This window comes from Luteibacter sp. 9133 (assembly GCF_000800155.1).
Classification (GTDB): domain Bacteria; phylum Pseudomonadota; class Gammaproteobacteria; order Xanthomonadales; family Rhodanobacteraceae; genus Luteibacter; species Luteibacter mycovicinus.
The window spans coordinates 4,191,219-4,215,841 of the sequence record NZ_JUHO01000001.1 but is presented as its reverse complement, the minus strand read 5'-3'; the positions used below and the strand labels follow the sequence as shown (position 1 = coordinate 4,215,841).

The 24,623-nt window shown below is 65.9% G+C and carries 18 protein-coding genes; 13 read left to right on the top strand and 5 right to left on the bottom strand.

Annotated elements, in window-relative coordinates; all coding sequences use genetic code 11:
* Positions 1–38 precede the first annotated feature (38 nt).
* The 5 genes from FA87_RS18400 (at position 39) to FA87_RS18385 (ending at position 5,761) form a co-directional block, all read left to right on the top strand.
* A complete protein-coding gene (locus tag FA87_RS18400) occupies positions 39–1,412 on the top strand; it encodes a sigma-54 dependent transcriptional regulator (RefSeq protein WP_043696595.1) in 1,374 nt (457 codons plus the stop codon).
* Positions 1,413–1,423: 11 nt separating this feature from the next.
* Positions 1,424–2,626 carry an ATP-binding protein gene (locus tag FA87_RS18395; RefSeq protein WP_052191442.1) on the top strand — a complete coding sequence of 401 codons (1,203 nt, stop codon included), beginning with the start codon at positions 1,424–1,426 and terminating at the stop codon, positions 2,624–2,626.
* Between the two features lie 219 nt (positions 2,627–2,845).
* Complete coding sequence (locus FA87_RS21345; protein ID WP_255349726.1) at positions 2,846–2,977, top strand: hypothetical protein; 132 nt, start codon at positions 2,846–2,848, stop codon at positions 2,975–2,977.
* A 94-nt stretch (positions 2,978–3,071) separates the two neighbouring features.
* Positions 3,072–3,821 (top strand): hypothetical protein, encoded by a 750-nt coding sequence (locus tag FA87_RS18390; protein WP_043696592.1) that lies wholly within the window; start codon positions 3,072–3,074, stop codon positions 3,819–3,821.
* A complete protein-coding gene (locus tag FA87_RS18385; RefSeq protein WP_043696589.1) occupies positions 3,818–5,761 on the top strand; it encodes a lanthionine synthetase LanC family protein in 1,944 nt (647 codons plus the stop codon). Before FA87_RS18390 ends, FA87_RS18385 begins: the two co-directional genes overlap by 4 nt.
* On the opposite strand, the gene FA87_RS18380 is transcribed toward FA87_RS18385, so the two are convergent.
* A complete protein-coding gene (locus tag FA87_RS18380) occupies positions 5,758–8,052 on the bottom strand; it encodes a TonB-dependent receptor (protein ID WP_052191441.1) in 2,295 nt (764 codons plus the stop codon). The two genes, FA87_RS18385 and FA87_RS18380, sit on opposite strands and share 4 nt — an antisense overlap.
* Before the next feature lie 45 nt (positions 8,053–8,097).
* Entirely contained in the window at positions 8,098–8,466 is a 369-nt protein-coding gene (locus tag FA87_RS20075) for a DUF2946 domain-containing protein (protein ID WP_051974347.1), read from the bottom strand.
* Positions 8,467–8,654: 188 nt separating this feature from the next.
* On the opposite strand from FA87_RS20075, the gene glgX reads away from it, so the two are divergent.
* The 4 genes from glgX to FA87_RS18355 all read left to right on the top strand — a co-directional run bounded on the left by glgX (position 8,655) and on the right by FA87_RS18355 (position 12,988).
* Positions 8,655–10,757, top strand: coding sequence for a glycogen debranching protein GlgX (gene glgX, locus FA87_RS18370; RefSeq protein WP_043698504.1), 2,103 nt, complete (start codon positions 8,655–8,657; stop codon positions 10,755–10,757).
* Between the two features lie 141 nt (positions 10,758–10,898).
* On the top strand, positions 10,899–11,645 hold the full coding sequence (gene modA, locus FA87_RS18365) for a molybdate ABC transporter substrate-binding protein (protein ID WP_043696586.1): 747 nt from the start codon (positions 10,899–10,901) through the stop codon (positions 11,643–11,645).
* A 6-nt stretch (positions 11,646–11,651) separates the two neighbouring features.
* Complete coding sequence (gene modB, locus FA87_RS18360; protein ID WP_043696584.1) at positions 11,652–12,326, top strand: molybdate ABC transporter permease subunit; 675 nt, start codon at positions 11,652–11,654, stop codon at positions 12,324–12,326.
* Positions 12,323–12,988 carry an ATP-binding cassette domain-containing protein gene (locus tag FA87_RS18355; protein ID WP_043696580.1) on the top strand — a complete coding sequence of 222 codons (666 nt, stop codon included), beginning with the start codon at positions 12,323–12,325 and terminating at the stop codon, positions 12,986–12,988. The genes modB and FA87_RS18355 overlap by 4 nt, the downstream gene beginning before the upstream one ends.
* Here FA87_RS18355 and FA87_RS18350 read toward each other — a convergent pair.
* Entirely contained in the window at positions 12,978–13,769 is a 792-nt protein-coding gene (locus FA87_RS18350) for a TOBE domain-containing protein (protein WP_043696577.1), read from the bottom strand. The genes FA87_RS18355 and FA87_RS18350 overlap by 11 nt on opposite strands.
* 107 nt (positions 13,770–13,876) lie before the next feature.
* Between FA87_RS18350 and FA87_RS18345 the strand changes: the two genes are divergently transcribed.
* From FA87_RS18345 to FA87_RS18335, 3 genes are read left to right on the top strand one after another with little or no spacing between them, the layout of a single operon-like run.
* The gene (locus tag FA87_RS18345) at positions 13,877–14,821 is read left to right on the top strand and encodes a YbhN family protein (protein ID WP_051943183.1); all 945 of its coding nucleotides are present in this window, start codon (positions 13,877–13,879) and stop codon (positions 14,819–14,821) included.
* Entirely contained in the window at positions 14,818–16,008 is a 1,191-nt protein-coding gene (locus tag FA87_RS18340) for a serine hydrolase (RefSeq protein WP_081996651.1), read from the top strand. Before FA87_RS18345 ends, FA87_RS18340 begins: the two co-directional genes overlap by 4 nt.
* 55 nt (positions 16,009–16,063) lie before the next feature.
* Complete coding sequence (locus FA87_RS18335) at positions 16,064–16,540, top strand: T6SS immunity protein Tdi1 domain-containing protein (RefSeq protein ID WP_043696574.1); 477 nt, start codon at positions 16,064–16,066, stop codon at positions 16,538–16,540.
* A gap of 43 nt (positions 16,541–16,583) precedes the next feature.
* On the opposite strand, the gene FA87_RS18330 is transcribed toward FA87_RS18335, so the two are convergent.
* Both FA87_RS18330 and FA87_RS18325 read right to left on the bottom strand, forming a co-directional pair.
* Entirely contained in the window at positions 16,584–16,964 is a 381-nt protein-coding gene (locus tag FA87_RS18330; protein ID WP_043698498.1) for a VOC family protein, read from the bottom strand.
* 154 nt (positions 16,965–17,118) lie between these two features.
* Positions 17,119–18,138: an HWE histidine kinase domain-containing protein gene (locus FA87_RS18325; RefSeq protein WP_197062448.1), complete on the bottom strand. Its 1,020-nt coding sequence runs from the start codon at positions 18,136–18,138 to the stop codon at positions 17,119–17,121.
* A 391-nt stretch (positions 18,139–18,529) separates the two neighbouring features.
* On the opposite strand from FA87_RS18325, the gene FA87_RS18320 reads away from it, so the two are divergent.
* Entirely contained in the window at positions 18,530–24,541 is a 6,012-nt protein-coding gene (locus tag FA87_RS18320; RefSeq protein WP_043696571.1) for an alpha-2-macroglobulin, read from the top strand.
* The last annotated feature ends 82 nt before the right edge of the window (positions 24,542–24,623 follow it).

Below are 24,623 nucleotides of genomic sequence, written 5' to 3'. Positions count from 1 at the left end.
GGCACGCCGTTTCATGCATCTCAGGAGGATCGAGCGCCATGTCCGACAGTCACCATGCCTTGCCCATCCTGATCGTTGACGACCACCCGGACATCCGGTTGTCCCTGCGCCTGCTGATGCGAGCCGAAGGCATTCCCTCGGTGGAGGCGGAATCGCCCGCTGGCGCCTGCGACGTCGTCAACCGGACGGCCGTGGCCTGCGCGATCCTGGATCTGAACTACGGTGCCGACACCACCTCGGGCACGGAGGGGCTCGACCTGGTGGCACGCCTGCGTCATGAATGCCCGGACCTGCCGCTCATCGTGATGACGGCGTGGGGCAGCATCGACCTGGCCGTGCGTGCGATGCGCATAGGCGCCGCGGACTTCGTCGAAAAACCCTGGAACAACGCGCGCATGGTGCACACCGTGCGTGCGCAGATCGCCCTGCGGACGATGCGTGAGGAGAACCTTCGCCTGCGCACGGAAACCGCGCTCGCACGCCGGTCGGCCGACGCGACGCGGATCTGCGAATCGACGTCGATGCGGCGGGTGGTGGACCTCGCGCATCGTATCGCCGCCAGCGACGCCAGCGTGCTGGTGATGGGCGAAAATGGCAGCGGCAAGTCGTTGCTGGCGCGGGAAATCCACGCCATGTCACCCCGTGCCGACCAACCACTGATCCGCGTCGACATGGCCAGTCTGTCGGACATGCGTTTTTCGGAGGAAATGTTCGGGGACGACGAGCCGTCGCCCCGACCCGGGCGTTTCGAACTGGCGCACGGCGGCAGTCTGATCATGGAGGAGGTCGGCAACATGACGCTGCAGCAGCAGGCGAAGCTGCTTCGCGTACTCGACGAAGGAGAGTTCGAGCGAAGCGGTTCGATGCGCACACGGCGCGCGGATGTGCGGGTGATCTCGACGAGCCACACTGACTTCGACGCCGCGGTAAGGGACGGCCGGTTCCGTCGCGACCTGCTCTACCGCCTGAACGCGATGCAGATAAGACTCCCCGCCCTGCGCGATCGCGGGGAGGATATCGTCCCGCTCGCCCGCCATTTCCTCCTGCGCGAATGTGCCCGTCTGCGACGCGGCGCGATGAACCTCAAGCCATCCGCCGAGCGTGCCCTGCGTGCCTACGGATGGCCGGGCAACGTGCGCGAACTCGAGCATGTCATCGAGCGCGCCGTCCTGCTCGCCCCGCGTGACGACATCGATGCGGAGACGCTGGCGCTTCTTCCCGCGTCGGGCGCACCGCTGGTGCTTGATCGACTCACCTTGCCCGAAGCGGAGGAGATGCTTATCCGGCAAGCCCTTGAACGCAACGACAACAACCTGCAGAGAGCCGCCGACGCGCTGGGTATTTCGCGGCAGTCCTTGTACCGTCGCATCGACAAGCACCGTGCCAAGGGCGGGTTCGACCAGGTCAACTGACAGGGATGGACATGGCGATGCTGTTCGCGCTCGGAATGGGCCTCGGTGCGGCCGCCATCGCGTGCTTCGCGTGGCGCATGCTGGCGGCCTGGCGCACGCTGGGAAGTCTTCTCGCCGCACTGCGAGAGGGCGATTACGGCGTGCGCGGCAGCCTGCCTTCGCGGCATCACCCGCTCAGAGGCATGATCGCGGACATCAACGCCGTCTCGGACACCCTGCGCGAAGGGCGGCGAAAACGCACCGAAAGCCTGCGCTTCCTGGGCAAGACGCTCACCGCCCTGCAGGACCCGATCTTCGTTGTCGACCGCGAGCAGCGCCTGGTCATGATCAATCCTGCCGCGCGTGAGCTGATCGGCGCGGCTCACGACAGCGTCATCGGGCGCGACGCCGATGCCATGGGCCTGATGCCGGTGGTCGTCGCGTCGGACAACGCGATTCTCTCATGGGAGTTTCCCGCCCGAACCGGGCGCTGGATCGTCCGCCGCGCTGTCTGGTACAGCGAAGGCTACGAGAACACGATGGTGATGCTGCACGATGTAAGTGCAGCACTCGGGGACGAGGAGCGCAACGCGTGGCAGCGACTGATTCGCGTGCTCAGCCACGAGCTCAACAATTCGCTCGCACCGATCGGCTCGCTGGCGGGCAGCCTGTCGGCCCTGCTCGATCAGCACGGTGGGGACGCCGTCGAGCACGACTTGCGTGAAGGCCTGGAGGTTATCGAGCGGCGTTCGGACTCGCTGGCACGTTTCCTGGCGGGCTACGGGCGCCTTGCTCGTTTGCCACCCCTGCGCGCCCAGGCGTTCCGGCTCGACCTTTCCTTGCGTCGGCTCGCGCGTCTGGAAGACCGGATGCAGATCGGCGTCGACGGTTCCGCCGAGGTCGTGGTCAACGGTGACGAGGCCCAGCTCGACCAGGCCTTCATCAACCTGCTTCGCAACGCGGTGGAGTCGGCGCTGGCGTCGGGCGGCGGCGTCCGTGTGAACTGGATGGTGGCAGGTGCGCAGGTTCGCGTGACGATCGAGGACGAAGGCGGTGGCCTGCCCGAACGATCCTCACTGTTCGTGCCTTTTTTCACCACCAAGCCAACCGGCTCGGGTATCGGCCTGAGCCTTACCCGGCTGATCGTCGAAGCGCACGCGGGAAGCGTCGACCTGCGTAACCGGTCCGACGGTCCGGGTGCGGCGGCGATCGTGGTGCTCCCTCTCGGCAACTGACCCTGAACCTGACGTTGTCCGTTTCCGGACGCGCTCTCCGATTCCGGACAGGCGGCTTGACCGGTTTCGAACGGGACGGCCATTTATCTGCCCACCGCGCGAAAAAAAGGCGAGCTGGCGCGTCTCTCCCGCTGTTTTCCATCGTGCTGCCCTCCTAGATTGGCTTACGCGCTTCTCCATGGGGGGGAGGCAGCACGTCGATATCGCCAGGAGAATCATATGGACCACGTCCTCCGCTTGCAGATGCTCGAAGCCGATCCGCTGACCGCGGGAGAAGCCGATACGCCCACCAGCTCATGCAGCAACGGCGCCTGCTCGTTCGCCAACGTCGACGGTATCGACGGCCAGTAACTCCCGCCGTGATCCGGCTGGGGCGAAGGCATGCGGTGCGACGTCCGGGTCGCACCGCATGCCGGTTTTTCAGCGTGCCATTCCAAGGACAGTCATGCCCGCCGAGCGACGGACCGAACTGCTGTACTACACCGCGGTGGATCGCGAATTCTTCGAAACGCATGGCAGTCGCGTCATCGACGAGCGGGATTTCGTCGAGCCGGTGCGCCGGATCGTTCCGGCCAGCTGGCGCATGCACCGCTCTGGGGTCTGGATGCATTGCCTGCCGCCGGATACGCCGTTGCCGGCACAGGGCTGGAAGATTCACGTCTCATCGGTGACGCCGACCGCACCGATCGTGCTCTCGATCGTGGCGGCGACGCTCAGCTCGCTGGGCGTCGCGTTCAAATTCGCCGCCGACGCGCGCATGCATGCCGCGATGAATGGCAAACGGTGGCCGCGCGGAGGCTCCGGAAAGTTCATCACGATTTACCCGGCGGATCCGAAAGCCTTCCGCTACGTCATGGAAGAGTTGCAGGCCGTTCTGACCGGTTATGAGGGACCGCACATTCTCAGCGACCGGCGCCTTCCGGGATCGCGCATCCTGCATTATCGTTTCGGTGGCATTCGTGGCGAATACGAGGTGTCGGCAGGTGGGCAGCGCGAATATTTCCTGCGCAACCCGTCAGGCGAGAAGGAACCGGATATACGCGCCGCATACGTGCACCTGCCGCCGTGGGTCCGCGACCCGTTTCCGCAGGATACCGATGCCGGCGATTCATCGGTACTGCGCCTGGACGGCGGACGCTATGAGGTTCGCGGCGCGCTTACATTTTCCTCGGCCGGGGCATCTATCTGGCGTTGAATCGCGACTCGGGACGCCACGTCGTCATCAAGGAGGCCCGTCCCCACATCGGCGGCACGCAGTCGGCCACCACTCTGCTGCTCAAGGAGTACCGCCTGCTGGGCAAGCTCGCTCCACTTGGCGTCACGCCGTCGCCCGTCGCCTACTTCACCGAATGGGAGCACCAGTATCTGGTCGAGGAGTATATCGACGGGCAGACCCTGCGCCGGTGGCTCGCCGAGCGCTACCCGTGGCTGAAGACACGAGCGACGCAAGCCCACGTCGCGAGCTTCCTGCGTGAGCTGTGCGACGTGTTCCAGCGTATAGCGGACGCGCTGGAGGCCATCCACGCGACAGGCGTCACGCTGGGCGATTTCTCGTTCCACAACATCATGATCGCGACGGACGGGCGTGTGCGCATCATCGACCTCGAAGCGGCCGTCGATCGTGGGCTCGACCGCCCCTCGGGTCTGTGCACGCCGGGGTTCGCTTCGCGATCGCCACAGCGTGACGATCACGCCAGCGCGTGCGCGGAGGATCGCTACGCTTTCGGCGCCAACCTTTTCGCCGCCATGCTTCCGGTCAACGCGATGCTGCCGCTCGATCCCCACGCCGCCATGCGCATCACGCATCGCCTGTGCGAAGACATGGGGTATCCCGCGCTCGTCGCCACGACGATCGCCGCGCTCATGGACAGCGAGCCGACGAAGCGCCCGTCGCCTGTCGCCGCGATGAAAAACCTGCGCGGTGCGCTCACGCATCTCGCCGACGACCGGCTTCTGGTCCCGCATCTGCGGCGCACCGTGGCGCCCGTCGCGAACGCCGCGGGCGATCTGTTCCGTTACATCGATACATTGTCGGCAGGCGCGCGGCCCGATCGCTACGTGCCGGCGGACCCGCAGGTCTTCGAGCGCCATCCCTGGGGCGTCGCGTACGGCGCGGCAGGCATCGTGCACGCCCGCCAGCGCGGAGGCCGGCCCGTCCCCGACAGCTTGATGGAGTACCTGCTGGCGGGCGTGCACGAGGGACGACATCGGGGATGCGACCTCATGCACGGTGACGCGGGCATCGCATGGGTCCTGCTCGATGCGGGCAGGGAAGACCTCGCGCTGTCGCTGCTGGGCGCGTCGACACTCGACGGGCCCATTCGCGAACGCTACGGGCTGTATGACGGGATCGCAGGCTGGGGCCTGGCGCGAATCGCGGTTTGGCGACGTACGCAGGATGACGCCATGCTGGCGGCGGCGATCGCGGCGGGTGACGCGCTGCTGGCGGCAGGGCCGTGCGTGCACGGCAAGCGCGGCTGGCACCGCGGCGAAGCCATGCAAGCGGTGGGGCTGGGCTACGGTGCCGCGGGCATCGCGTTGTTCCTGCTGCACCTGTTCATGGCGACGGACGAGTCCCGCTTCTTCGACGCGGCGCGCGAAGGGCTCGCCTTCGACCTCGATCACTACGGATTCAATGCCGACGGGGACCGCACATGGCGTCGCGCCGTGGAGGGCGGCGCCCTGGTGCCTTACCTGCGCCATGGCACGGCCGGCGTCCTTGCCGTCGTGGCCCGCTTCCTTGCGGCGACCGGCGATAGCCGTTACCGGGACATCCTGCTGACCTGCGAAGCGGACCTGATGCGTAGCCACGCCATCTCACCGGGACTGTGCGATGGTCTCGCCGGGATCGGTGAGACCTTGCTCGATCTGGCCGCGGTATTGCCCGAGCGTGCCGCGCACTATCTGACGCAGGCCCATCGCGTCGCCAGCGGCATCGAACTGTTCCTGGTCCGGCGGCCTGAAGGACTCGCCGTTCCCGGGACGGAACTGCTTCGTTTCACCTGCGATCTGGCGACCGGTAACGCGGGTGTCGCCGCGTTCTTCGACAGGCTCTGGAACGGCGGTCCGGCATCGTTCATGCTCGACGAGCATCTGACGATGGCGCAGCATCGCCGCGGGGCAGCCACGGCCTAGAGCCGGAACTTCGCCTCCATCATGTACGTGCGCGAAGGGTAGGGGTAGTAGACGTAATAGCGCCGGTCGGTGAGGTTATCCACGCCGACACCGAGGTTCACGTGCTCACTCGCCTGCCACTGCACCTTGGCGTCGAAGGTAAGAAACGCGCTGGCTCCGCCGAAGGTGTCGGGGTCGATGTCGCTGTGGTCGAGCGTGTTGTACTGCCGTCCGGAATAGCGACCGGCCAGCGTCAGTGCCACCGTTTCGCTCGCATGCCAGGTGGCGATCAGGTTCGCTCGCCATCTGGGGATGCGATAGAACTGTTTGCCCTCCGACGAGGGGTTACGATGGTTCCGAACCGTGGTCGCCTGCGTATACGCCGCGTTCGCCGTGAGATCGAGCGCATCCCAGACCACGCCACGTCCGTCATAGCTTGCCTCGGCACCGCGCGTGCGTACGAGGTCGATGTTCTGCACGCTGGTGACATTCGGAAAAACGGTCGTGTCGGTCTGGCTCAGGAGCGTGTCGCGCGTATCGCTGCGGAACACCGTGAACCGCGCGACGCCATGGGCCTGGTACCACTCGGCCGACAGTTCGCGGGAGAGGTCGTTTTCCGGCTTCAGATTCGGATCGTTGTTGATGATCGCGATACCGTTGAACGTTCCCTGGAAAAGCTCGTTCACGGTGGGGAAGCGCCAGGCGCGTGCTCCGGACAGACGCAGCAACAGGTTGTCGCTCGCGGCATAGGTCAATGACAGCTTGGGAGAGGTGTGCGACTCCTTGCGCTCCGGGTACCCGATGGTCGCGCTGGCGGTGGAACGCGTGCCACCGAACGCGCGCCACTGCTCGTAGCGCGCACCGGCGGTGAGGCGCCAGCGCTCGTCGAGTTGCCAGGCGTCCTGTACATAAAGCGCCTGTGTCTGCGTGCTGCCGCCGTTGGCTGCGGTGAGTGCGCCAGCGCCGCCGGTACGCCATGCGGAGAGCAGGTCCGTGACGTTATCGAGGCGGTAACCGTCGAAGTGGTAGCCGAAGCTCACGGTGTGCGAGTTGGCGTCCGGCGAGTCCGGGGTATGGCTGACCCGCAGGTCGAAAGTCCGCCAGCGACTGCCGTCGCCTGCCGTCAACAGGCCGCTGCCGTTGTAGGTCACGGCGTCGGCCACACGATCGCGGTTGCGGTCCATGTCGAAGTACGACGCGTTGCCTTCGATATTCCATCCGCTGTCCCGGTGCGTGCCGAGCGAAACGCCGTAGAGATAGTTGCGGCTCTGCCGCGTGCTGGGGGCGAAGAAACTGGCCGGTAGCGTGTACTGGCGGCCGTCGATGCTCACCGGGCCGGACCAGACCGGCTGGCCGTTGGCGTCACGCAGGTACGTTGCCGTGCGATGGGAGAGATCCTGGTTCCAGTAGCCCGCGGTGACGCCGCCGGTCAGCTCCGGGGTGAAGTCGTAGGTCAGGCGCACATGGGCCTCGTCCTGGCTGGTCGCTTCCTGGCCTTCGCTGTTGATGCCGAGGACCTCACGCGGAAGCCCCGTGGCGCCCGTGTCACCGATGGCTCCCGTCACCGGGTTCGTCGTCCCGGCGCGGCTGGCGCGGTTCTGCACGGCGTAGACCAGCGGCTGCCCGTTGGATTGCAGATGCGCGACGCCGATCAGGAACGCGAACCTGCCCGAACGATCGCCGAGGGTCGCGCTCTGCCGGCTGCCGCCGTAGTTGCGGTCCGTGCCATAGGTATCGACATGCTGGGTGAAGGCCTGGACGTCGCCCGTCACCTCGAGTTTGTCGGGCATGCGCGTGGTCATCAGCACCGTGGCGCCGATGGCGTTGCCCGGGTACAGCGCGGAATACGCGCCATAAAGGACTTCGACACGGTCGAGGTTCTCCGGAAACGCCATCGACCAGCGTGGCGGATTCGACCAGCTGTTGCCCAGCAGGTTCGACAGCAGCAAGCCGTCCAGATAGACGAGGCCGCGCGCGCTCTGCTGGTTGCTGGTGCCGCGCACGGAGAACGTGGCGTTTTCGTCGCCGACGAATCGCTTGCGGATACCGAAGGACGGCAGGTACTTCAGCGCGTCTTCCGCGTTGATCACGTTGAGGCGGTCGAGCCTGGCGGCGTCGACGGTCTCGACCGCCGAAGGCATGTCGGGATCGACACGCGTCCCCTTGCTGACGGCGGAAACGCGCACTTCGCGAAGGTTGGTGGTCTGGGGGGCGTCAGGTGTCTCGGCCGCATGGGCGGCAAGCGTGGAGGCACCGATGGCGCAGGCGACAGCGCGCGCGAGCGCGCGTCCATCGAGAGGAAGCAGGGTCATGGCGATAGTCCGTGGGTCGTTGGCGTACGGCGGGATCGGAAACGATCAGGCGTGCGCGGCGACCGGCGGACCTCGCGTGGGAGCGTGATGGCGGACCAGCGACGGCGCGGCACGCCGGGCCGGCAGCGTCGCATCGACATAGCCGGCCAGCGGAAGCCACCGGGCGACGAAGAAGCCGCCACCGAGGGCAGGCGTCTGTGCGAACAGGGCGCAGTAGCCGCAGGCGTCGTCGGCGTCCTGAGCGCCGCCCATGTCGTGACCGTGGCCCGGCATACCGTGGTGCGCCGTGACAGCTTCCCGGTCGCACCAGGCGCCGAGATCGGGGAAGGCGAACGCGGGCAGCGCCCTGGACACTGTGGGCGCAAGCACGGTGAGCCAGACGGCGACTGTCGCCATCCATCCCAGCCAACGCATGTGTCCCTGTGTTCGACGCAACGCGGCGTCCCCTCGATCAACCCTGGATGTGGGTCCAGGGATGATGCCACGTCCGGGCGTGAAGGCGCTGCGGCGCGGTGTCGCTGAGGTATGTCGGCCAGGAGGCGCCCTCACGTTTTCCTGTCGTGCGCTGGGTCATCGTGCGCCACCCCCACGAGGACGCCGCCATGCCCGATCGCCGTTACGACTCCGCCTCCCCCGTCCGCGAGGGTTCGCCGTTTCCGCGCGGAGCGACCTGGGATGGAAAAGGCACCAACTTCGCCCTGTTCACCGCCCATGGCACGCGGGTCGAGGTCTGCTTCTACGACGACGCGGGTAACGAAACGGGCCGCATCGACCTGCCCGAGTACACCGACGAGGTCTGGCACGGTTACGTGCCGGGCGTCGGTCCGGGTCAGCTTTACGGCTACCGCGTCCATGGCCCTTACGAGCCGGAGAACGGGCACCGCTTCAACCCGAACAAGCTGCTCCTCGATCCCTATGCCCGGCACATCGTCGGTGAGCTGATCTGGGCCGACGAACTCTACGGATACACCGTCGGCCACGCCGACGGCGACCTCAGTTTCGATGAGCGCGACAGCGCGCCGTTCATGCCCAAGGCGATGGTCGTCGATCCGACGTACAAGTGGATCGAACACGGCAAGCCGCACATCCCCTGGAACCGTACCGTCATCCAGGAAACGCACGTGCGTGGCTACACCATGCAGCACCCGTCGGTGCCGGAAGATAAGCGCGGCACGTTCGCCGGCCTGGCGACGGAAGAAGTGATCGACTACGTGCGCGATCTGGGCGTCACGTCGATCGAGTTGCTGCCCGTGCATGCCTACCTCGACGACCAGCACCTGCTGGAACAGGGCCTGCGCAACTACTGGGGTTACAACACCATCGGCTTCTTCGCGCTGAAGACGCGCTACATGTCGAGCGGCGACCCCCGCGAATTCAAGGACATGGTGGCGGCGTATCACCGCGCCGGTCTCGAGGTCATCCTCGATGTGGTCTACAACCACACGGCCGAAGGCAACGAAATGGGCCCGACGCTCTCGTTCAAGGGCATCGATAACGCCAGCTACTACCGACTGGCCGAAGACAAGCGTTATTACATCAATGACACGGGCACCGGTAACACGGTCAACCTGAGTCACGCCCGCGTGCTGCAGATGGTTACCGACTCACTGCGCTACTGGGCCACGGACATGAACGTGGACGGTTTCCGTTTCGATCTCGCCACCATCCTCGGTCGCGAGCCGTACGGCTTCGACGAGAACGGCGGCTTCCTCGACGCCTGCACGCAGGACCCGGTGCTCAACCAGACCAAGCTGATCGCCGAGCCGTGGGATTGTGGTCCCGGCGGCTATCAGGTGGGTGAGTTTCCGCCGGGCTGGGTGGAGTGGAACGACAAGTTCCGCGACACGGTGCGCGCGTTCTGGATAGGCGAGGAAGGCAAGTTGCCGGAGTTCGCACGGCGTTTCACGGGTTCCGCCGATCTGTTCGACAAGCGCGGACGGCGCCCGTACGCGTCGCTGAACTTCATCACCGCGCACGACGGGTTCACCCTGCGCGACCTGCTGAGCTACAACGGCAAGCACAACGATGCCAACGGCGAAGACAATCGCGACGGCTCGGACAACAACCATTCGTTCAATCACGGTGCCGAAGGCCCGACGGACGACGCGGACATCCGCGCCATGCGGCAGCGCCAGTCGCGCAACCTGCTGGCCACCCTGCTCCTGGCGCAGGGGACGCCGATGCTGCTCTCCGGCGATGAGCGCGGCAACACGCAGAACGGCAACAACAACGTCTATGGTCAGGACAACGAGCTGAGCTGGATCGACTGGAATGACGATCCTACCGAGGGCAGCCTGGCCCAGTCGGTGCGTGAATTGCTTGCCTTGCGCGAGCGCTATCCGATCCTGCGTCGCGGTCGCTTTCTCAACGGACGTTACGACGAGGAATCGGGCATTCGCGACATCGTCTGGCTCAATCCCGGCGGTGGCGAGATGCAGCCTGAGCACTGGGACGATCCGCGTGCGCGGTCCATCGGTATCCTGCTCGACGGGCGCAGCCAGGCCTCCGGAGTGCGCGAGCATGCGGCGGATCAGACGGTGCTGATCCTGATCAACGCCTTCGATGGCGGGGTGGAGTTCACGTTGCCCGAGGGTGCCTGGAGCGTGGCGTTCTCGAGCGATCTGGATCTCGCGGTGGATACCGTGGCTGAAGACGGCAAGATGATTGCGCCACCGCGCAGCTTCGTGGTGCTGGCGGCGGGCTGAGGCGCATCGGAAGGGGGGATGGCCCGACCGGGAGGCGGTGACCGTGAAGGTCCCGCTCCCCGGTTCGCGGCAGCCGGCGCATTTGACCCTCCGCCATATACCTTCCTATATTGCCCGACTTCTTCTTGCCGGACTGACGCCATGCGCCTCCGCCCTCTCGTCGCGCTGTGCCTTGTCCTCGGTCCAGGCCTGGCTTCCGCGGCCGATCTCGTCGTCTCGGCGGCCTCCAGCCTCACCGACGCCTTCCAGTCCGTCGGCAAGGCCTATGAAGCGAAACACCCCGGTACCCACGTTGTCCTCAACTTCGCGGCGTCCGACGTGCTGCTGCGCCAGATCGCCAGTGGCGCCCCGGCGGACGTGTTCGCCTCGGCCGACCAGGCCGCGATGGACAAGGCGGTCGAAGCGAAAGCCATCGACGTGTCGACGCGGCAGGACTTCGCGACCAACCGTCTGGTTCTGATCGTGCCCAGAGACGCCTCGGTCAGGGTGTCCTCGCCGGCCGATCTGAAAGCCCCCGCGGTGAAACGCGTGGCCTACGGCGATCCGGCGTCGGTGCCGGTGGGTCGTTATACGAAGGCCGCACTGGAGCGGCAGGGGCTCTGGGACACCATCTCCGCCAAAGGCGTGCTGGCGCAGAACGTGCGCCAGAGCCTCGACTATGTCGCCCGCGGCGAGGTCGACGCCGGTTTCGTTTTCGCTACCGATGCCGCGATCGCGAAAGACAAGGTCACCGTCGCCGCCACCGTGCCGACCCCGAAGCCGATCAGCTATCCGATCGCCGTGGTCGCGGCCTCGAAGCAGGTGGCCGAGGCGAAGTCGTTCGAAGCCTTCGTGCAATCCGCCGAAGGACGCGGAATTCTCGCCCGCTTCGGCTTCGAAGCACCCTGAGCTGGCGTGGGCGACGTCTGGGTTCCGCTCGCGCTGTCGCTCAAGGTCGCCTTGTGGGCGACCGCGATCAATCTCGTGCTCGGCGTCTCGGTAGCCTTCGGCTTGTCGCGCTGGCGCTCCCCTGCGCGCGAGCTCGTCGATTCGATCCTGACCTTGCCGCTGGTGCTGCCGCCGACGGTCCTCGGCTATTACCTGCTGGTCCTGCTCGGTCGCAAGGGCGCCTTCGGCGGCTGGCTCGACCGGCACGGGATCGAACTCGTGTTCACCTGGCAGGGCGCGGTGATTGCCTCGACGCTGGTCGCCTTTCCGCTCGTGCAGAAGGCGGCACGTGCCGCCTTCGAAGCGGTCGATCCTCAGCTGGAAAGTGCCGCGCGCGTCCTGGGTCTGCGTGAAGTCGCGGTGTTCTTTCGTGTGTCGCTGCCACTCGCCGCGCGCGGCATTACGGCGGGTGCTCTGCTCGCCTTCGCCCGCGCACTCGGTGAGTTCGGCGCGACGTTGATGATCGCGGGTAATCTGCCCGGGCGTACGCAGACCCTGTCCGTCGCGATCTATGCGGCCGTGCAGGCTGGCCACGACGATACCGCTGCGATCATGGTCGTCGTCACGTCGGTGACCTGCGTGGTGGCGCTCCTGCTCGCCGGCTGGCTGTCGCCGGATCACACGCGGCGGTCGCGGCCATGAGTGTCGACGTGGCGGTCCGCAAAACGCTGCACGCCGACGACCGCCGCTTCGAGCTGGACGTCGCCTTCGCGTCGGAGCATCGTCGCGTGGTGCTGTATGGACCCTCGGGTGCCGGCAAGAGTCTGACGCTGCGCGCGATGGCCGGACTGATCTCTCCGGACGCAGGGCACGTGCGTGTCGACGGTCGGACACTGCTCGACACGCAGGCGCGGGTGGATGTTCCCTCGCGCGAACGCGGCGTAGCGTATCTGTTTCAGGATTACGCGCTGTTTCCTCACCTGACGGTCGCGCAGAACGTCGGTTTCGGACTGTCGCGTGGCTGGTTCAACCCGGCGCGGCGTCGCCATGGCGAACGGGTCGGTCGGTGGCTCGAGACGTTCGAACTCACGGCGGTCGCGGATAGCTACCCGTCACGCATTTCCGGCGGGCAGCGCCAGCGCGTCGCACTGGCGCGCGCACTGGTTTCCGAGCCGCGCCTGCTCCTGCTCGACGAGCCGTTCGCCGCGCTGGACCCCGCGTTGCGCGGCCGCATGCGTGGCGAGCTGCTGGCGCTGCAAACCCGTCTCGATCTGCAACTGCTGGTGATCACCCACGATCCGGCCGATGTCGACGCGCTGGATGGCCATACCATCGAAATCCGCGACGGCAAGGTCAGTCGGTGACCCCGACAATCACCGACGAGGCATCGAAGATCGCCATCACGGCTGTGCCCTCCGCCAGTTCCATTCCCTCAGCGCTCTCCTTCGTCACGATCGCCGCGATCGTCCCGCCGCCGTCCAGCGCGATCGTTACTTCCGTATTCACCGCACCGGGAAAGACCTCCGTCACCCGCCCCGGCAGCTGATTGGCCGCGGACAGACGCCCGGCGCCCGGCATGCCCACCATGACCCAGTTCGCCTTCACCAGCGCCACGACGGGCCGTCCAGGCGAGAGCGCGAGACTGGCGGTGCTCTCACGGGTGACGGTGGCAACGACGGTCGTCCCCCCGGCCAGCGCGATATCGATACGGTCGTTGACCGCTCCTTCGGTGACGGCGCTGACCGTGCCGGCCAGCTGGTTGCGTGCACTCGTGCGCATCGTGAAACGTCTCAGCAGATGAATGTCGTCGGTAGCATCCTCGCCGAGCGACGCCAGCCGCTCCACGAATCGCTTGTGCTCGGTCTCGATGCCACGGAACGAGGCGATCAGGCGTTCGGCCCTCGCCGTCAACCGCGCCCCGCCGCCGCCCTTGCCGCCCGTGGAACGGACCACGAGATCCTCGCCCGCCAGGTTGTTCATGGCGGCGATGGCATCCCACGCGCCCTTGTAGCTCATGCCCACCGCCTTCGCCGCCGCCGTGATGGAACCGGTCTGTCCCACCTGGGCGAGGAGCTCGATGCGGTCGGGGCCGCCCCAGCGGCGGGTGCCGTCGGTCAGCCAGAGAGAGCCGTCGTAATGAAGCATGGGTCCACCGCAGAGGAATCGGTCCCCCAGTCTAGCCCCCGCGCCGCTCGCCGTCGTGGGATGATGCCCGCCTTTCTCGGGCGAGGCCCGACGGTCAGAGTGACGCGGTGACGGACAAACACGCCCAGCCAACCCTGAAAGCTTTCGCGAGCCGTGCGACGAAATACCTGCTGGCGGCGGCCTTCGTGGGCGTGGCGATCTTTCTGCTGCATCGCTATATCGCGCGCATGTCCTGGCAGGACATCCGTGCGGCCATCGACCGCATCCCGCGCTGGCATGTCCTCGCGTCCATCGGCGCCACGCTGGTCAGCTGGTCCTGCCTCACGGCATACGATGTCTTCGCCGTGGAGACCGTCGTGCCAGGCAAGGTCTCGATGCGCATGAAGATCTTCTCCGGTGCGACCACGCACGCGATCTGCAACGCGCTGGGTTTTCATGCGATTACGGGTACCGCGCTGCGTTACCGCATGTTGTCGACACGCGGGGTGAGTGCCCCCGATGTGGCCCGCGTGGTCGGGCTGGTCGGCTTCGCGGTGGCGCTCGGTTTCGCCTCGGTCACGGCGATCGCGTTGCTGCTCGAACCGTCGATCGCGCATGGGTGGGGACGCTGGCCCGGCGTCGCTCTGGTGATCCTGTTCGTCCTGCTCCTGCGCTGGCTGGCCGGCAAGCACGATGAACTGCGGATCTGGAAGTTCTCCACGCCGGTGCCTTCGGCGCGTTCGGCGGCCGCACAGGTCGCGATCGGCACCGTGGAAATGATCGGCGCGATCGCCGCCATGTATTTCCTGTTGCCTGCGGACGTCGCCGGCAGCTTTCTCGATTTCGCGCCGATCTACGTCGGCGCCATCCTCGCCGGCATCATCAGCAACACCCCCGGTGGCATTGGCGCGTTCGAAGCGCTGACCCTCGCGGCGTTCCCGCAGGAACAGCGCGCGCAGGTCCTCGCCGCACTGCTCGCCTATCGTGTCATCTACGGCCTCGGACCCTTCGCCATCGCGTCGCTGGCGCTGGGCGCGTTCGAAATCCGCCGCCGCACCAGGACATCCCGATGAACACGCATCGCCCACCGAACCTGCCATGGCGGGAGCCAGCCCTGCTGGCGAAAGCGTTTTGCCTCGTGCTCACCTTGAGCCTCCTCACGGCATGCGCCACACCTCACGCCCGCCGCACCGACGTGCTCTTCTGGAACCAGTCGCAGCGCGAAGCGAACTTCCGCGCGATGGAAACCCAGTACGCCAGCAACGTCGTCCGTCACGGCGTCGCGCACCCGTTGCCCGCCGGCACGCCGCTGACGCCGCATTTCGCCGATGCCACCACGCTCGACAGCTACATGGCCGAGCACCGCGTGGCTGGCGTCATGGTGCTTCAGCACGGCAAGGTGCGCCTCGAACGCTACGGCCTCGGCGCCACGCCATCGACACGATGGACTTCCTTCTCGGTCGCCAAGTCGTTCACGTCCACCCTTGTCGGCGCCGCGCTGCGTGACGGCTCGATCCACAGCCTCGACGACAAGGTCACGCGCTACATCCCCGAACTCGCCGCGGGTGCCTACCGAGACGTCACCGTCCGCCAGTTGCTGACGATGACCTCCGGCGTCCGCTGGAACGAGGACTATGTCGATCCGACATCGGATGTCGCGCAGATGTATGAGGGGGCGCGTCAGCCCGGCGTGCCGCTGCTCGTGTCGTACATGTCGAAGCTGCCGCGCGAATTCGCGCCGGGGGAACGCTGGGTCTACAAGACCGGCGAGACCGATCTGATCGGCATTCTCGTCGAGCGCGCCACCGGCACGTCGCTGGCGGCGTATCTCTCGGAGAAGGTCTGGAAGCCCTACGGCATGGCCGCCGATGCGATCTGGCTCAAGGACGGGGTCGATGGCACCGAAGCCGGAGGTTCCGGCGTGTCGGCCACGCTGGGCGACTATGCGCGTCTCGGCCAGTTCCTGCTCGATGGCGGCGTTGCCGACGGCAAACAGGTGCTCGCCGATGGTTGGCTTGCCGATGCGACACACAAGCACGCCGACATCGGCGCGCCCGGACGCGGCTATGGCTACCAGTGGTGGACCTACGACAACGGCGATTTCGCAGGCATCGGCATCTTCGGGCAGCTGCTCTACGTCGATCCGGCACGCGAACTGGTGATCGTCCAGCTGGCCGCGTGGCCCGTCGCCACCAATGACGCCCAGGCCACGGCCCGTGCGGCGTTCGTCAAAGCCGTCATCGCCGGTGCGGAGGACTGATCGGGCGGGGGAGGGTAAACTGCGACATCCCCATCGATCTGAAAGGCCCATCCCCATGGCCCTCGCCTGGAACGACCTCATCTGCACCCCGGACAAGGACGCGATCGACGCGCTCGCCGAATCCTGGGCCTGGCGCATCGGCGACGGCTATACGCCGCTGTTGTTCACGGCCCTCGGCGACATGTTCTACGAGGCCGACGAAGGCGGCATCTTCTGGCTCAATACGGGCACCGCGGAAGTGGAGCGCGTGGCCGAGAGCGTGCCCGGCTTCAATCAGCTGCTACGCGAAGAGATCGCCGACGACTGGCTTCTGCCGCCGTTGATCGAAGCGCTGCTTGAGGCGGGCAAGACGCGGGCGGAAGGGGAGTGCTACACCTACGTCACGCTGCCGATCTTCGCCGAAGGCGAGTACACCGTCGAGAATCTGAATCCGGTGCCGGCGATCGAGCATTTCGAACTGACGGGTTCGGTGCTGCAGCAGATGCAGGATCTGCCGGATGGGACGGATGTGAAGATCGATATTACGCATTAAGCGCCGGACGCGGCACCCGGACTGAGCGCTTAGTGGTCTGCGATCATGCGTAGTTCGATATCTCGATCAGGTTGAGGTCCGGATCGCGGATATAGATGGACTGGATCGGGCCGGTGGCGCCCGTCCTTCCCACGGGACCCTGCTCGATGGGTATGTCGGCCTGGTTCAACTCGCTGATGACATCCTTGAGCGGCGTGCCTGAAATGAGACATAGATCGATCGCGCCCGTCGTCGGGGCCGCGGCTTTCGGCTCGAATTCCTTGCCCTTCTGGTGAAGGTTGAATTTCTGCCTGCCGAAGACGAGCGCCTTGCGCCCTTCACCGAAGGTGACGACTTCCAGGCCCAGCACACGCGTGTAGAAGTCCACCGTCGTATCGATGTCGTTGACGGTGAGGACGAGGTGGTCGATCCGGTCGATGTACATAGCCACGACGATACTCGCCGCAGCACGATGTTTCATCGCCCGAAACCTGAAAATTTCTTCATGAGGAGAAACTATCGATTGCCCTTCCGCGCTGGCGACAGCGTGCGCGAAAACGGCGATGGCAGCTATCGGCCCGGCACAAGGTCGCCGGGAATCAGGCGACCTGGGCGCGATGGGCAGACGTTGCCGGAAGTTCGGTTTCCAGGACCCAGCGCACGCCGTCGGGTTCGAAAAGCAGACGCGAACCACCGCCCTGCCGGCACCCGACACCTCGCTCGATGAAGCGTGTACCGAAGCCGCGCTCCAGCGGAGTGGACACGGTCGGGCCACCCTGTTCCTTCCATTCCAGCCGGAACCGGCCGCCTGCGGGCTCGGCGCACGACCAGGCGATCGTGACCGTTCCGGTGTCGTTCGACAGGGCACCGTACTTGACCGCGTTGGTCAGCAACTCATGCAGTGCCATGGTCAGGCTGACCGCGGTCTCGGCGCTGAGAATCAGCGGCGGCCCTTCCCTGTGAATCCGTGCGCCGCCGCAATCGAAGGGAAGCACCGTGGCCTCGACGACGTCGCTCAGCGGCACCTCTTCCCACGCCGTGGCGATCAGCTGGTCCTGGGCCGCGGCAAGCGCACGCAGACGACCACTGAAACAGGTGACCGCGGCATTCATCGGCCGCCCTTCGCGAAAGGTCTGCTCAGCCATCGCCTGGACGACCGCCAGCGTATTCTTGAGGCGATGGCTGAGCTCGTTGATCAGCACCCGCTGGCTGCGCTGCGCCACCCGGTGATCGGTGATGTCGGTGCAACTTCCCCAGTAGCCCGCAAAGGCGCCGCCCCGCTCGAACGGCGTGCCGTTTTCGACGATCCATCGATAAACGCCATCGTGCCGGCGCAGCCGGTACTCGAGCGAATAAGGCTCACGTGCGCCGAACGCATGAAAGAACACCGACGATGACCGGTCGAAGTCTTCCGGATGGATGCCCTCGACCCAGCCTTCGCCTACCTCTTCCGCCATGGATCGGCCTCTGAAGGCCAGCCATGGTTTATTGAACCAGTCGCCCTGGCGATCGGTGCCGGTACGCCAGATCATCACCGGCGCGAAGTCCGCCAGTTCGCGGAACTCCCGTTCGCCCGCGGCAACGGCGCGGTCGATGGGAAGGGTGGCGTGATCGCTCATGGTGTTCACCGTCTCTGTCCGCACGTCGCCCTGCTTCCCCCGGTGCGGATAATTCATGTCAGCCCGGCCGACATCCTTGCCCGTCGCGCCGCCCGCTGGTCGGTAAGCGGGCGACCGCACCATAACGTAAGTTCCCGGTGGGTGACATGACGACAATCCTCCCCCGTGACATCAGTCACGGGGTGGCGCATGCAGCCGATTTTTCAGAATTTTCCTATTGCCAACGCGCCCGAAAAAGCCCGAAGAGGGGCGATGGTATGCCAGAATTCGGTCGCCGCCGTGACATCGATCGCGTGCAGCATGTCACTGGGGATTACGAACGACCGCTGGTTCGCCGCTTGTGCGGCGGACGGACGTGCTCGTCAACTTTTGAATGGATCGGAAGGGAAACATGGACCTGCTTCGTTTCATCCTGATGCTGCCCGTACGCCTGCTGCGCGGCCTGGGTTGGTTGCTCGGTCGCGTGCTGCGGCCTGTCTTCGGCAACATGGCCTGGTCGGCACCCGCCTGGGTCCCCGCGACCGGCCGCGCCGCCCGCAGCCATCCCCTGAAGTTCACGGCCACGGTCGCCGGTGCGATCCTGATCGCCGCCGCCGGCTGGTTCGGCTGGCACTGGTGGGAAAACCGACCGAAGCCGGTCGAGCCCAACCGCATCACGTTTGAAGCCCCCGCGCCCGACATCAGCGACTACGAGCATGTCCCGGTGACGATCCATCCGCTCACGGTGACCTTCTCGGGGTCGGCAGCGAAGATCGAGTCGCTCGGCAAGCCGGTGACCGACGGCATCGCCATGGATCCGAAACTGCCCGGCCAGTGGAAGTGGCAGAGCGATCGCGTACTCACCTTCGTGCCGTCCGCGGACTGGCCGGTGGGTCGGAAGATCGAGGTCAGTTTCGACAAGGCGAAGGTGTTCGCGCCGCAGGCGGTGCTGGCCGACGACCACTTCACCGTCTCGACCGTCCCCTTCACCGCGCGCGTCGTCAATGGCGAGTTCTACCAGGACCCGCAGGATCCGACCAAGAAAAAGACCATCGTCCAGCTGGGCTTCAACTACCCGGTCGATGCGGCGCAGCTCGAGAAGCGCCTGAAGCTCGACCTGCGCAACGGGAACGAAAAGCGCGGCAGCGAACTGAAGTTCTCGGTCACCTATGACGATCGTCGCCTCAACGCGTTCGTCCACTCGCAGCCCCTGCAGCTGCCGCGCGACGACGGTTCGGTCGGCCTCAGGCTGGACGATGGCGCGGTAAGCAGCCGAGGCGGCGACGGCACGGAGAAAGCGCTGGAAACCGCGGTGCGCGTACCCGGCCTGTATAGCCTGAAGGTCGACGAGATCTCGGCGACGCTCGTGGACAACGCCCGCTTTGAGCCGGAGCAGGTCGTGGTGATGAATTTCGGCGGCCCGGTCAGCGATACCGAACTGGCGAAGCGGCTGCACGTCTGGGTGGTGCCCCGCAGCGATAAGGGCTACGACGTTTCGACCATCGGCGAGAGCGATCTGCGCTCGTTCACGGCGATCAAGCCCGACGTGGTGCCGACCGAAAACGACTGGTCGGCCACGCAGAGCTTCAAATACCACGCCCAGCCGGGCCAGCAGATCTATGTCCGTGTGGACAAGGGTCTGACCTCGTTCGGCGGCTACATCATGGCGAAGTCGCGCGCCGAGCTGCTCACGGTGCCCGACTACCCGCGCCTGCTCCGCTTCATGGCCGACGGCTCACTGCTGTCGCTCAGCGGTGACAAGCGGATCTCCGTGGTCTCGCGCAATATCCCCGGCATGCGGGTGGAGATCGGCCGCGTGCTGCCGGACCAGCTGCAGCATCTGGTCTCGCTCAACGAGGGTAGCTACGCGAAGCCGGAAATGTACGGCTTCACCTCGGACCACATCGTCGACCGCTTCGTAAAGAAGGTTTCGTTCCCGGACGAAGGCCCGGGCAAGGCGCATTACGAAGGCTTCGATCTTGGGCAGTACCTCGCGTCCGGCAAGAAGGGCGTGTTCCTGCTCAAACTGTCCGGCTATGACGAGAACGCCGAGAAGGAAGCACGCGACCGGCGCGTCAAGGCAGCCCGCGAAGCCGCGGCCCGCGACGCGGGCGCCGATGCGGATGCCGCCGCGGCCGAAGCGGCGAAAGACGATGACGATAGCGGTCATGCACCTTACGACTGGCCGAAGGACGAGCGCCTGGTCGTCATCACCGACCTCGGCGTCATCGCCAAGAAGTCGATGGACGGAAGCCAGGACATCTTCGTGCAGTCCATCCGCAATGGCTCGCCGGTAAGTGGCGCCTCGGTCGCCGTGATCGCCAAAAACGGCAGTACGCTGTTCACGCAGACCACGGGCGCCGATGGCCTGGCTCACTTCGCCAGCCTGAAGGGCTTCACCCAGGAAAAAGCGCCGGCGATGTACGTCGTGCGTCAGGGCGAGGATCTGTCGTTCCTGCCCGTGACCTCGTACGACCGTACGCTGGACTTCTCGCGCTTCGACATCGGCGGTGAGCCCAACGCGCATAGCCAGGGCCAGCTCTCGGGCTACCTGTTCTCGGATCGCGGCATCTATCGTCCGGGCGACCTGTTTCATATCGGCATGATCGTGCGCGCCAACAGCTGGACACGCAGCGTGGCGGGTATGCCCCTGATCGCCGAGGTGGTCGACCCGCGCGGCACCACCGTGCGCCAGCAGACCGTGTCCATGGACGCCGCCGGTTTCGCCGAGCTCGACCACACCACGTCCGAGACGTCGCCCACCGGCAACTGGACGGTGAACCTGTACATCGCCAAGGACGGCAAGCCGTACTCGCAGATCGGCAGCACGACCGTGCAGGTCAAGGAGTTTCAGCCGGACCGCATGAAGGTCGCGGCCAGATTGTCGACCGCCGTGACCGAAGGCTGGGTGAAGCCCGCGCAGCTGAAGGCACTGGTCGACGTGCAGAACCTGTTCGGGACCCCGGCGGCGGACCGCCGCGTCGAAGGGTCGCTGACGTTGCGCCCCGCGTACCCGTCATTCCCGAGCTACAAGGACTATCACTTCTACGACATCCGTCGCGCGAAGGAAGGCTTCGAAGAAAAGCTCGCCGATGCGAAGACCGACGACAAGGGTCATGCGGAATTCGCGCTGGACCTGTCGAAGTATGCCGACGCGACCTACCAGCTCTACTTCCTCGCCAAGGCGTATGAAGCCGAGGGTGGCCGCAGCGTAGCCGCCGCGACCCAGGGCATGGTTTCGTCCAACGACTGGCTGGTCGGCTACAAGGCGGTCGACAACCTCGACTACGTGAGCCGCGACGCGAAGCGCACGGTCAACCTCGTCGCCATCGATCCGTCGGCGAAGCGCATCGACCTCAACGGCCTCAAGCAGGACATCGTCGAAACGCGCTTCGTTTCCGTGCTAACCAGGCAGGACTCCGGTGTCTTCAAGTACGAGTCGAAGGCACGCGAGACGGTGGTCTCCGAAACCCCGCTGACGATTCCCGCCGCCGGCCTCGACGTGGCGTTGCCCACGGACAAGCCGGGCAACTTCGCCCTGGTGGTGAAGGACGCGCAGGGCAAGGAGGTTAACCGTGTGGCCTGGTCGGTCGCCGGTGAGGGCAACGTGTCGCGTTCGCTCGAGCGCAACGCCGAGCTGCAGCTCACGCTGTCGAAGAAGGATTATGCGCCGGGTGAGGCGGTCGATATCGCGATCCGCGCACCGTACGCGGGTAGCGGCCTGATCACCATCGAACGCGACAAGGTCTATGCGCACGCCTGGTTCCATGCCGACACCACCAGCAGCGTCCAGCACATCACCGTGCCGGCGGATTTTGAAGGTAACGGCTACATCAACGTGCAGTACGTGCGCGATCCGTCGTCCGACGAGATCTTCATGAGCCCGTTGTCGTTCGGTGTCGTGCCGTTCTCGGTCAACATGGACGCGCGTCGCAACGTGCTCGCCGTGGAGTCGCCGTCGCTGGTGAAGCCCGGCGACACCGTGACCTTCCACGTCACCTCGACCACGCCGACGCGTGCGGTGGTCTTCGCGGTGGACGAGGGCATCCTGCAGGTCGCGCACTACAAGCTCGGCGATCCGCTGCAGTACTTCTTCCGCAAGCGCATGCTCGAAGTGTCGACGTCGCAGATCCTGGATCTGATCATCCCGGACTTCCAGAAGCTGATGACGATGGCGGCACCCGGCGGTGACGCGGACGGTGCCATCGGCCGCCAGCTCAACCCGTTCAAGCGCAAGCGTGACAAGCCGGTGGCCTACTGGTCCGGCATCGTCGATGTCGACGGCTCGAAGGACCTGACGTACAAGGTGCCCGACTACTTCAACGGCAAGCTGCGCGTCATGGCGGTGAGTGTGTCGCCGGAGAAGATCGGTACGTTCGAAGGCGCGACCACCGTGCGCGGCGATTTCGTGCTGTCGCCGAACGTGCCCACGACATTGGCCCCGGGTGACGAAGCCGAGATCAGTGTCGGCGTCGCCAACAACCTTACCGGACTCGGCGGAAAAGAAATTCCGGTGGCGGTGAGCCTCAGACTCGGTCCGCAACTGCAGCTGGTCGGGGACGCGTCCAGGACGCTGAACCTCGGCGAGATGCGCGAGGGCGTGGCGATCTTCCGCGTGCGGGCGACGAACAAGCTCGGTTCGGGCAACCTCACCTTCACCGCGGGCGCGAACGGCAAGTCGGCGAAACAGTCGGTGGATCTTTCGGTCCGCCCCGCCTCGCCGATGCGTACCGATTTGGCCTTCGGCCGCGTCGATGCCCACGGCCGTGCGGACGTGACCTCGTTGCGCGACATGCATGACGAATACGCCAAGCGCGACGCGGCGTTCTCGTCGGTGCCGGTGGTGCTGGCGCGTGGCCTTGCCGCGTACCTCGTCGACTTCCCGCACTACTGCACGGAGCAGGTCATCAGCGCGGCGATGCCGGCGCTGATCCTCGGCACCCGTCCGGAGTTCGGCGACGTGAAGAAAGCCCGCATGCTCGGTGACGACACGCCTCCCGCCGATCCGGTGGCCGCGTTGTTCGACGTGCTGCGCGCACGCCAGAACGGGCAGGGCGGTTTCGGCCTGTGGACGGCGACGCCGGATACGCACACCTTCGCCACCGACTACGCCGTGCATTACATGATCGAAGCGACCGATCACGGCGTGGCCGTGCCGCGCGACATGCTGGCCTCGGCCGATGAAGCGTTGCGCCAGATTGCCGCCGACGATAGTGGCGACACGCTGGTGCAGATGCGGCAGCGTGCCTATGCGATCTACCTGCTGACCCGTCAGGGTAACGTCACGACCAACGACCTGGCTTCGGTGCAGGGACGTCTGCAGGACGTTTTCCCGAAGGACTGGAAGAGCGATCTCGCCGCCGCGTGGATCGCGGCGTCGTACCAGCTGTTGCATCAGGACAAGCTGGCGAACGAGCTGATGGCGCAGCCGCGCAAGCTGCTCGGTCGCAAGCCGGCGAACGAGTCGTACGCGTACTTCGATTACTACGACGCGCCGATCCGCGATGCCACCGTGCTGTATCTGCTGGCGAAGCACTTCCCCGCACAGGCGAAGGCACTGCCGCCCGAGACCATCGACAACCTCGTGCGTCCGCTCGGGCAGGGCCACTACAACACCCTGTCCTCCGGCATGATCATCCTCGCGCTGGACGCTTGGGCGACGGAGACCGGTGGCGATGTGAGCAAGCTGTCGATCGGTTCGGTCGCGGCCGATGGCGCCGTTACGCCGATCGGCGCACCGAAGGGGGTGCTGGTCGACGCGCACTGGGCGGCGGGTACGCAACGGCTGCGTCTGGTCAACGATGCCGACGCCCCGGCGTGGTACGGCGTGGCGCAGACCGGTTTCGATCGCAAGCCGTCGGCCGAAACGCGCAAGGACGGTCTGGAAATCACCCGGACGTACACCGATACCAAGGGCAAGTCGATCGACAGCGTCGCCACGGGTGACGAGATCGACGTTCACGTGCGTATCCGCGCGACGAAGAGCGACGCCGTGGACGACATCGCTATCGTCGACCTGTTGCCCGGTGGTTTCGAACCGGTGTTACAGACGGCGCCGGCTGCGGATGCCGATGCGCCCTCGTCGGACGAAGCCACGTCGGATAACGATGCGAACAGCGGTGCCGACGAGCAAGCGAGCGACAACGGCGAAGGTGACGGCGAAGGCGACAACACCCCGGCATGGCATTCGCCGATCGGCAATCCGGAATCCACGTGGAAGCCCGACTACGCGGACGTTCGCGAGGACCGCGTGGTGGTCTATGGCATGGCCAGCACCGACGTGCAGGAGTTCATCTACCGGATCAAGGCGACGAATGCGGGTAAGTTCGTCATTCCGCCCGTCTTCGCCGAGTCGCTGTATGACCGGGGTACACAGGCGCGGGCGCCAGGTGGCGGGAGCATCACCGTGACGGCTAAGCCGTGATCTGTCGGGGGTAACGGGTACACCGGGTCGCCAGCCCTGCTGGCGATAACGGGCCCCGTCACCCTCCCGTCGTGCCCACGTC

What these genes read in the sequence shown, in the direction of transcription:
- FA87_RS18400 (WP_043696595.1), top strand. Translation starts at nt 39, where the DNA reads ATGTCCGACAGTCACCATGCCTTGCCCATCCTGATCGTTGACGACCAC.
- FA87_RS18395 (WP_052191442.1), top strand. Translation starts at nt 1,424, where the DNA reads ATGGCGATGCTGTTCGCGCTCGGAATGGGCCTCGGTGCGGCCGCCATC.
- FA87_RS21345 (WP_255349726.1), top strand. Translation starts at nt 2,846, where the DNA reads ATGGACCACGTCCTCCGCTTGCAGATGCTCGAAGCCGATCCGCTGACC.
- FA87_RS18390 (WP_043696592.1), top strand. Translation starts at nt 3,072, where the DNA reads ATGCCCGCCGAGCGACGGACCGAACTGCTGTACTACACCGCGGTGGAT.
- FA87_RS18380 (WP_052191441.1), bottom strand. Translation starts at nt 8,052, where the DNA reads ATGACCCTGCTTCCTCTCGATGGACGCGCGCTCGCGCGCGCTGTCGCC.
- FA87_RS20075 (WP_051974347.1), bottom strand. Translation starts at nt 8,466, where the DNA reads ATGCGTTGGCTGGGATGGATGGCGACAGTCGCCGTCTGGCTCACCGTG.
- glgX (WP_043698504.1), top strand. Translation starts at nt 8,655, where the DNA reads ATGCCCGATCGCCGTTACGACTCCGCCTCCCCCGTCCGCGAGGGTTCG.
- modA (WP_043696586.1), top strand. Translation starts at nt 10,899, where the DNA reads ATGCGCCTCCGCCCTCTCGTCGCGCTGTGCCTTGTCCTCGGTCCAGGC.
- FA87_RS18355 (WP_043696580.1), top strand. Translation starts at nt 12,323, where the DNA reads ATGAGTGTCGACGTGGCGGTCCGCAAAACGCTGCACGCCGACGACCGC.
- FA87_RS18350 (WP_043696577.1), bottom strand. Translation starts at nt 13,769, where the DNA reads ATGCTTCATTACGACGGCTCTCTCTGGCTGACCGACGGCACCCGCCGC.
- FA87_RS18340 (WP_081996651.1), top strand. Translation starts at nt 14,818, where the DNA reads ATGAACACGCATCGCCCACCGAACCTGCCATGGCGGGAGCCAGCCCTG.
- FA87_RS18335 (WP_043696574.1), top strand. Translation starts at nt 16,064, where the DNA reads ATGGCCCTCGCCTGGAACGACCTCATCTGCACCCCGGACAAGGACGCG.
- FA87_RS18330 (WP_043698498.1), bottom strand. Translation starts at nt 16,964, where the DNA reads ATGTACATCGACCGGATCGACCACCTCGTCCTCACCGTCAACGACATC.
- FA87_RS18325 (WP_197062448.1), bottom strand. Translation starts at nt 18,138, where the DNA reads ATGAGCGATCACGCCACCCTTCCCATCGACCGCGCCGTTGCCGCGGGC.
- FA87_RS18320 (WP_043696571.1), top strand. Translation starts at nt 18,530, where the DNA reads ATGGACCTGCTTCGTTTCATCCTGATGCTGCCCGTACGCCTGCTGCGC.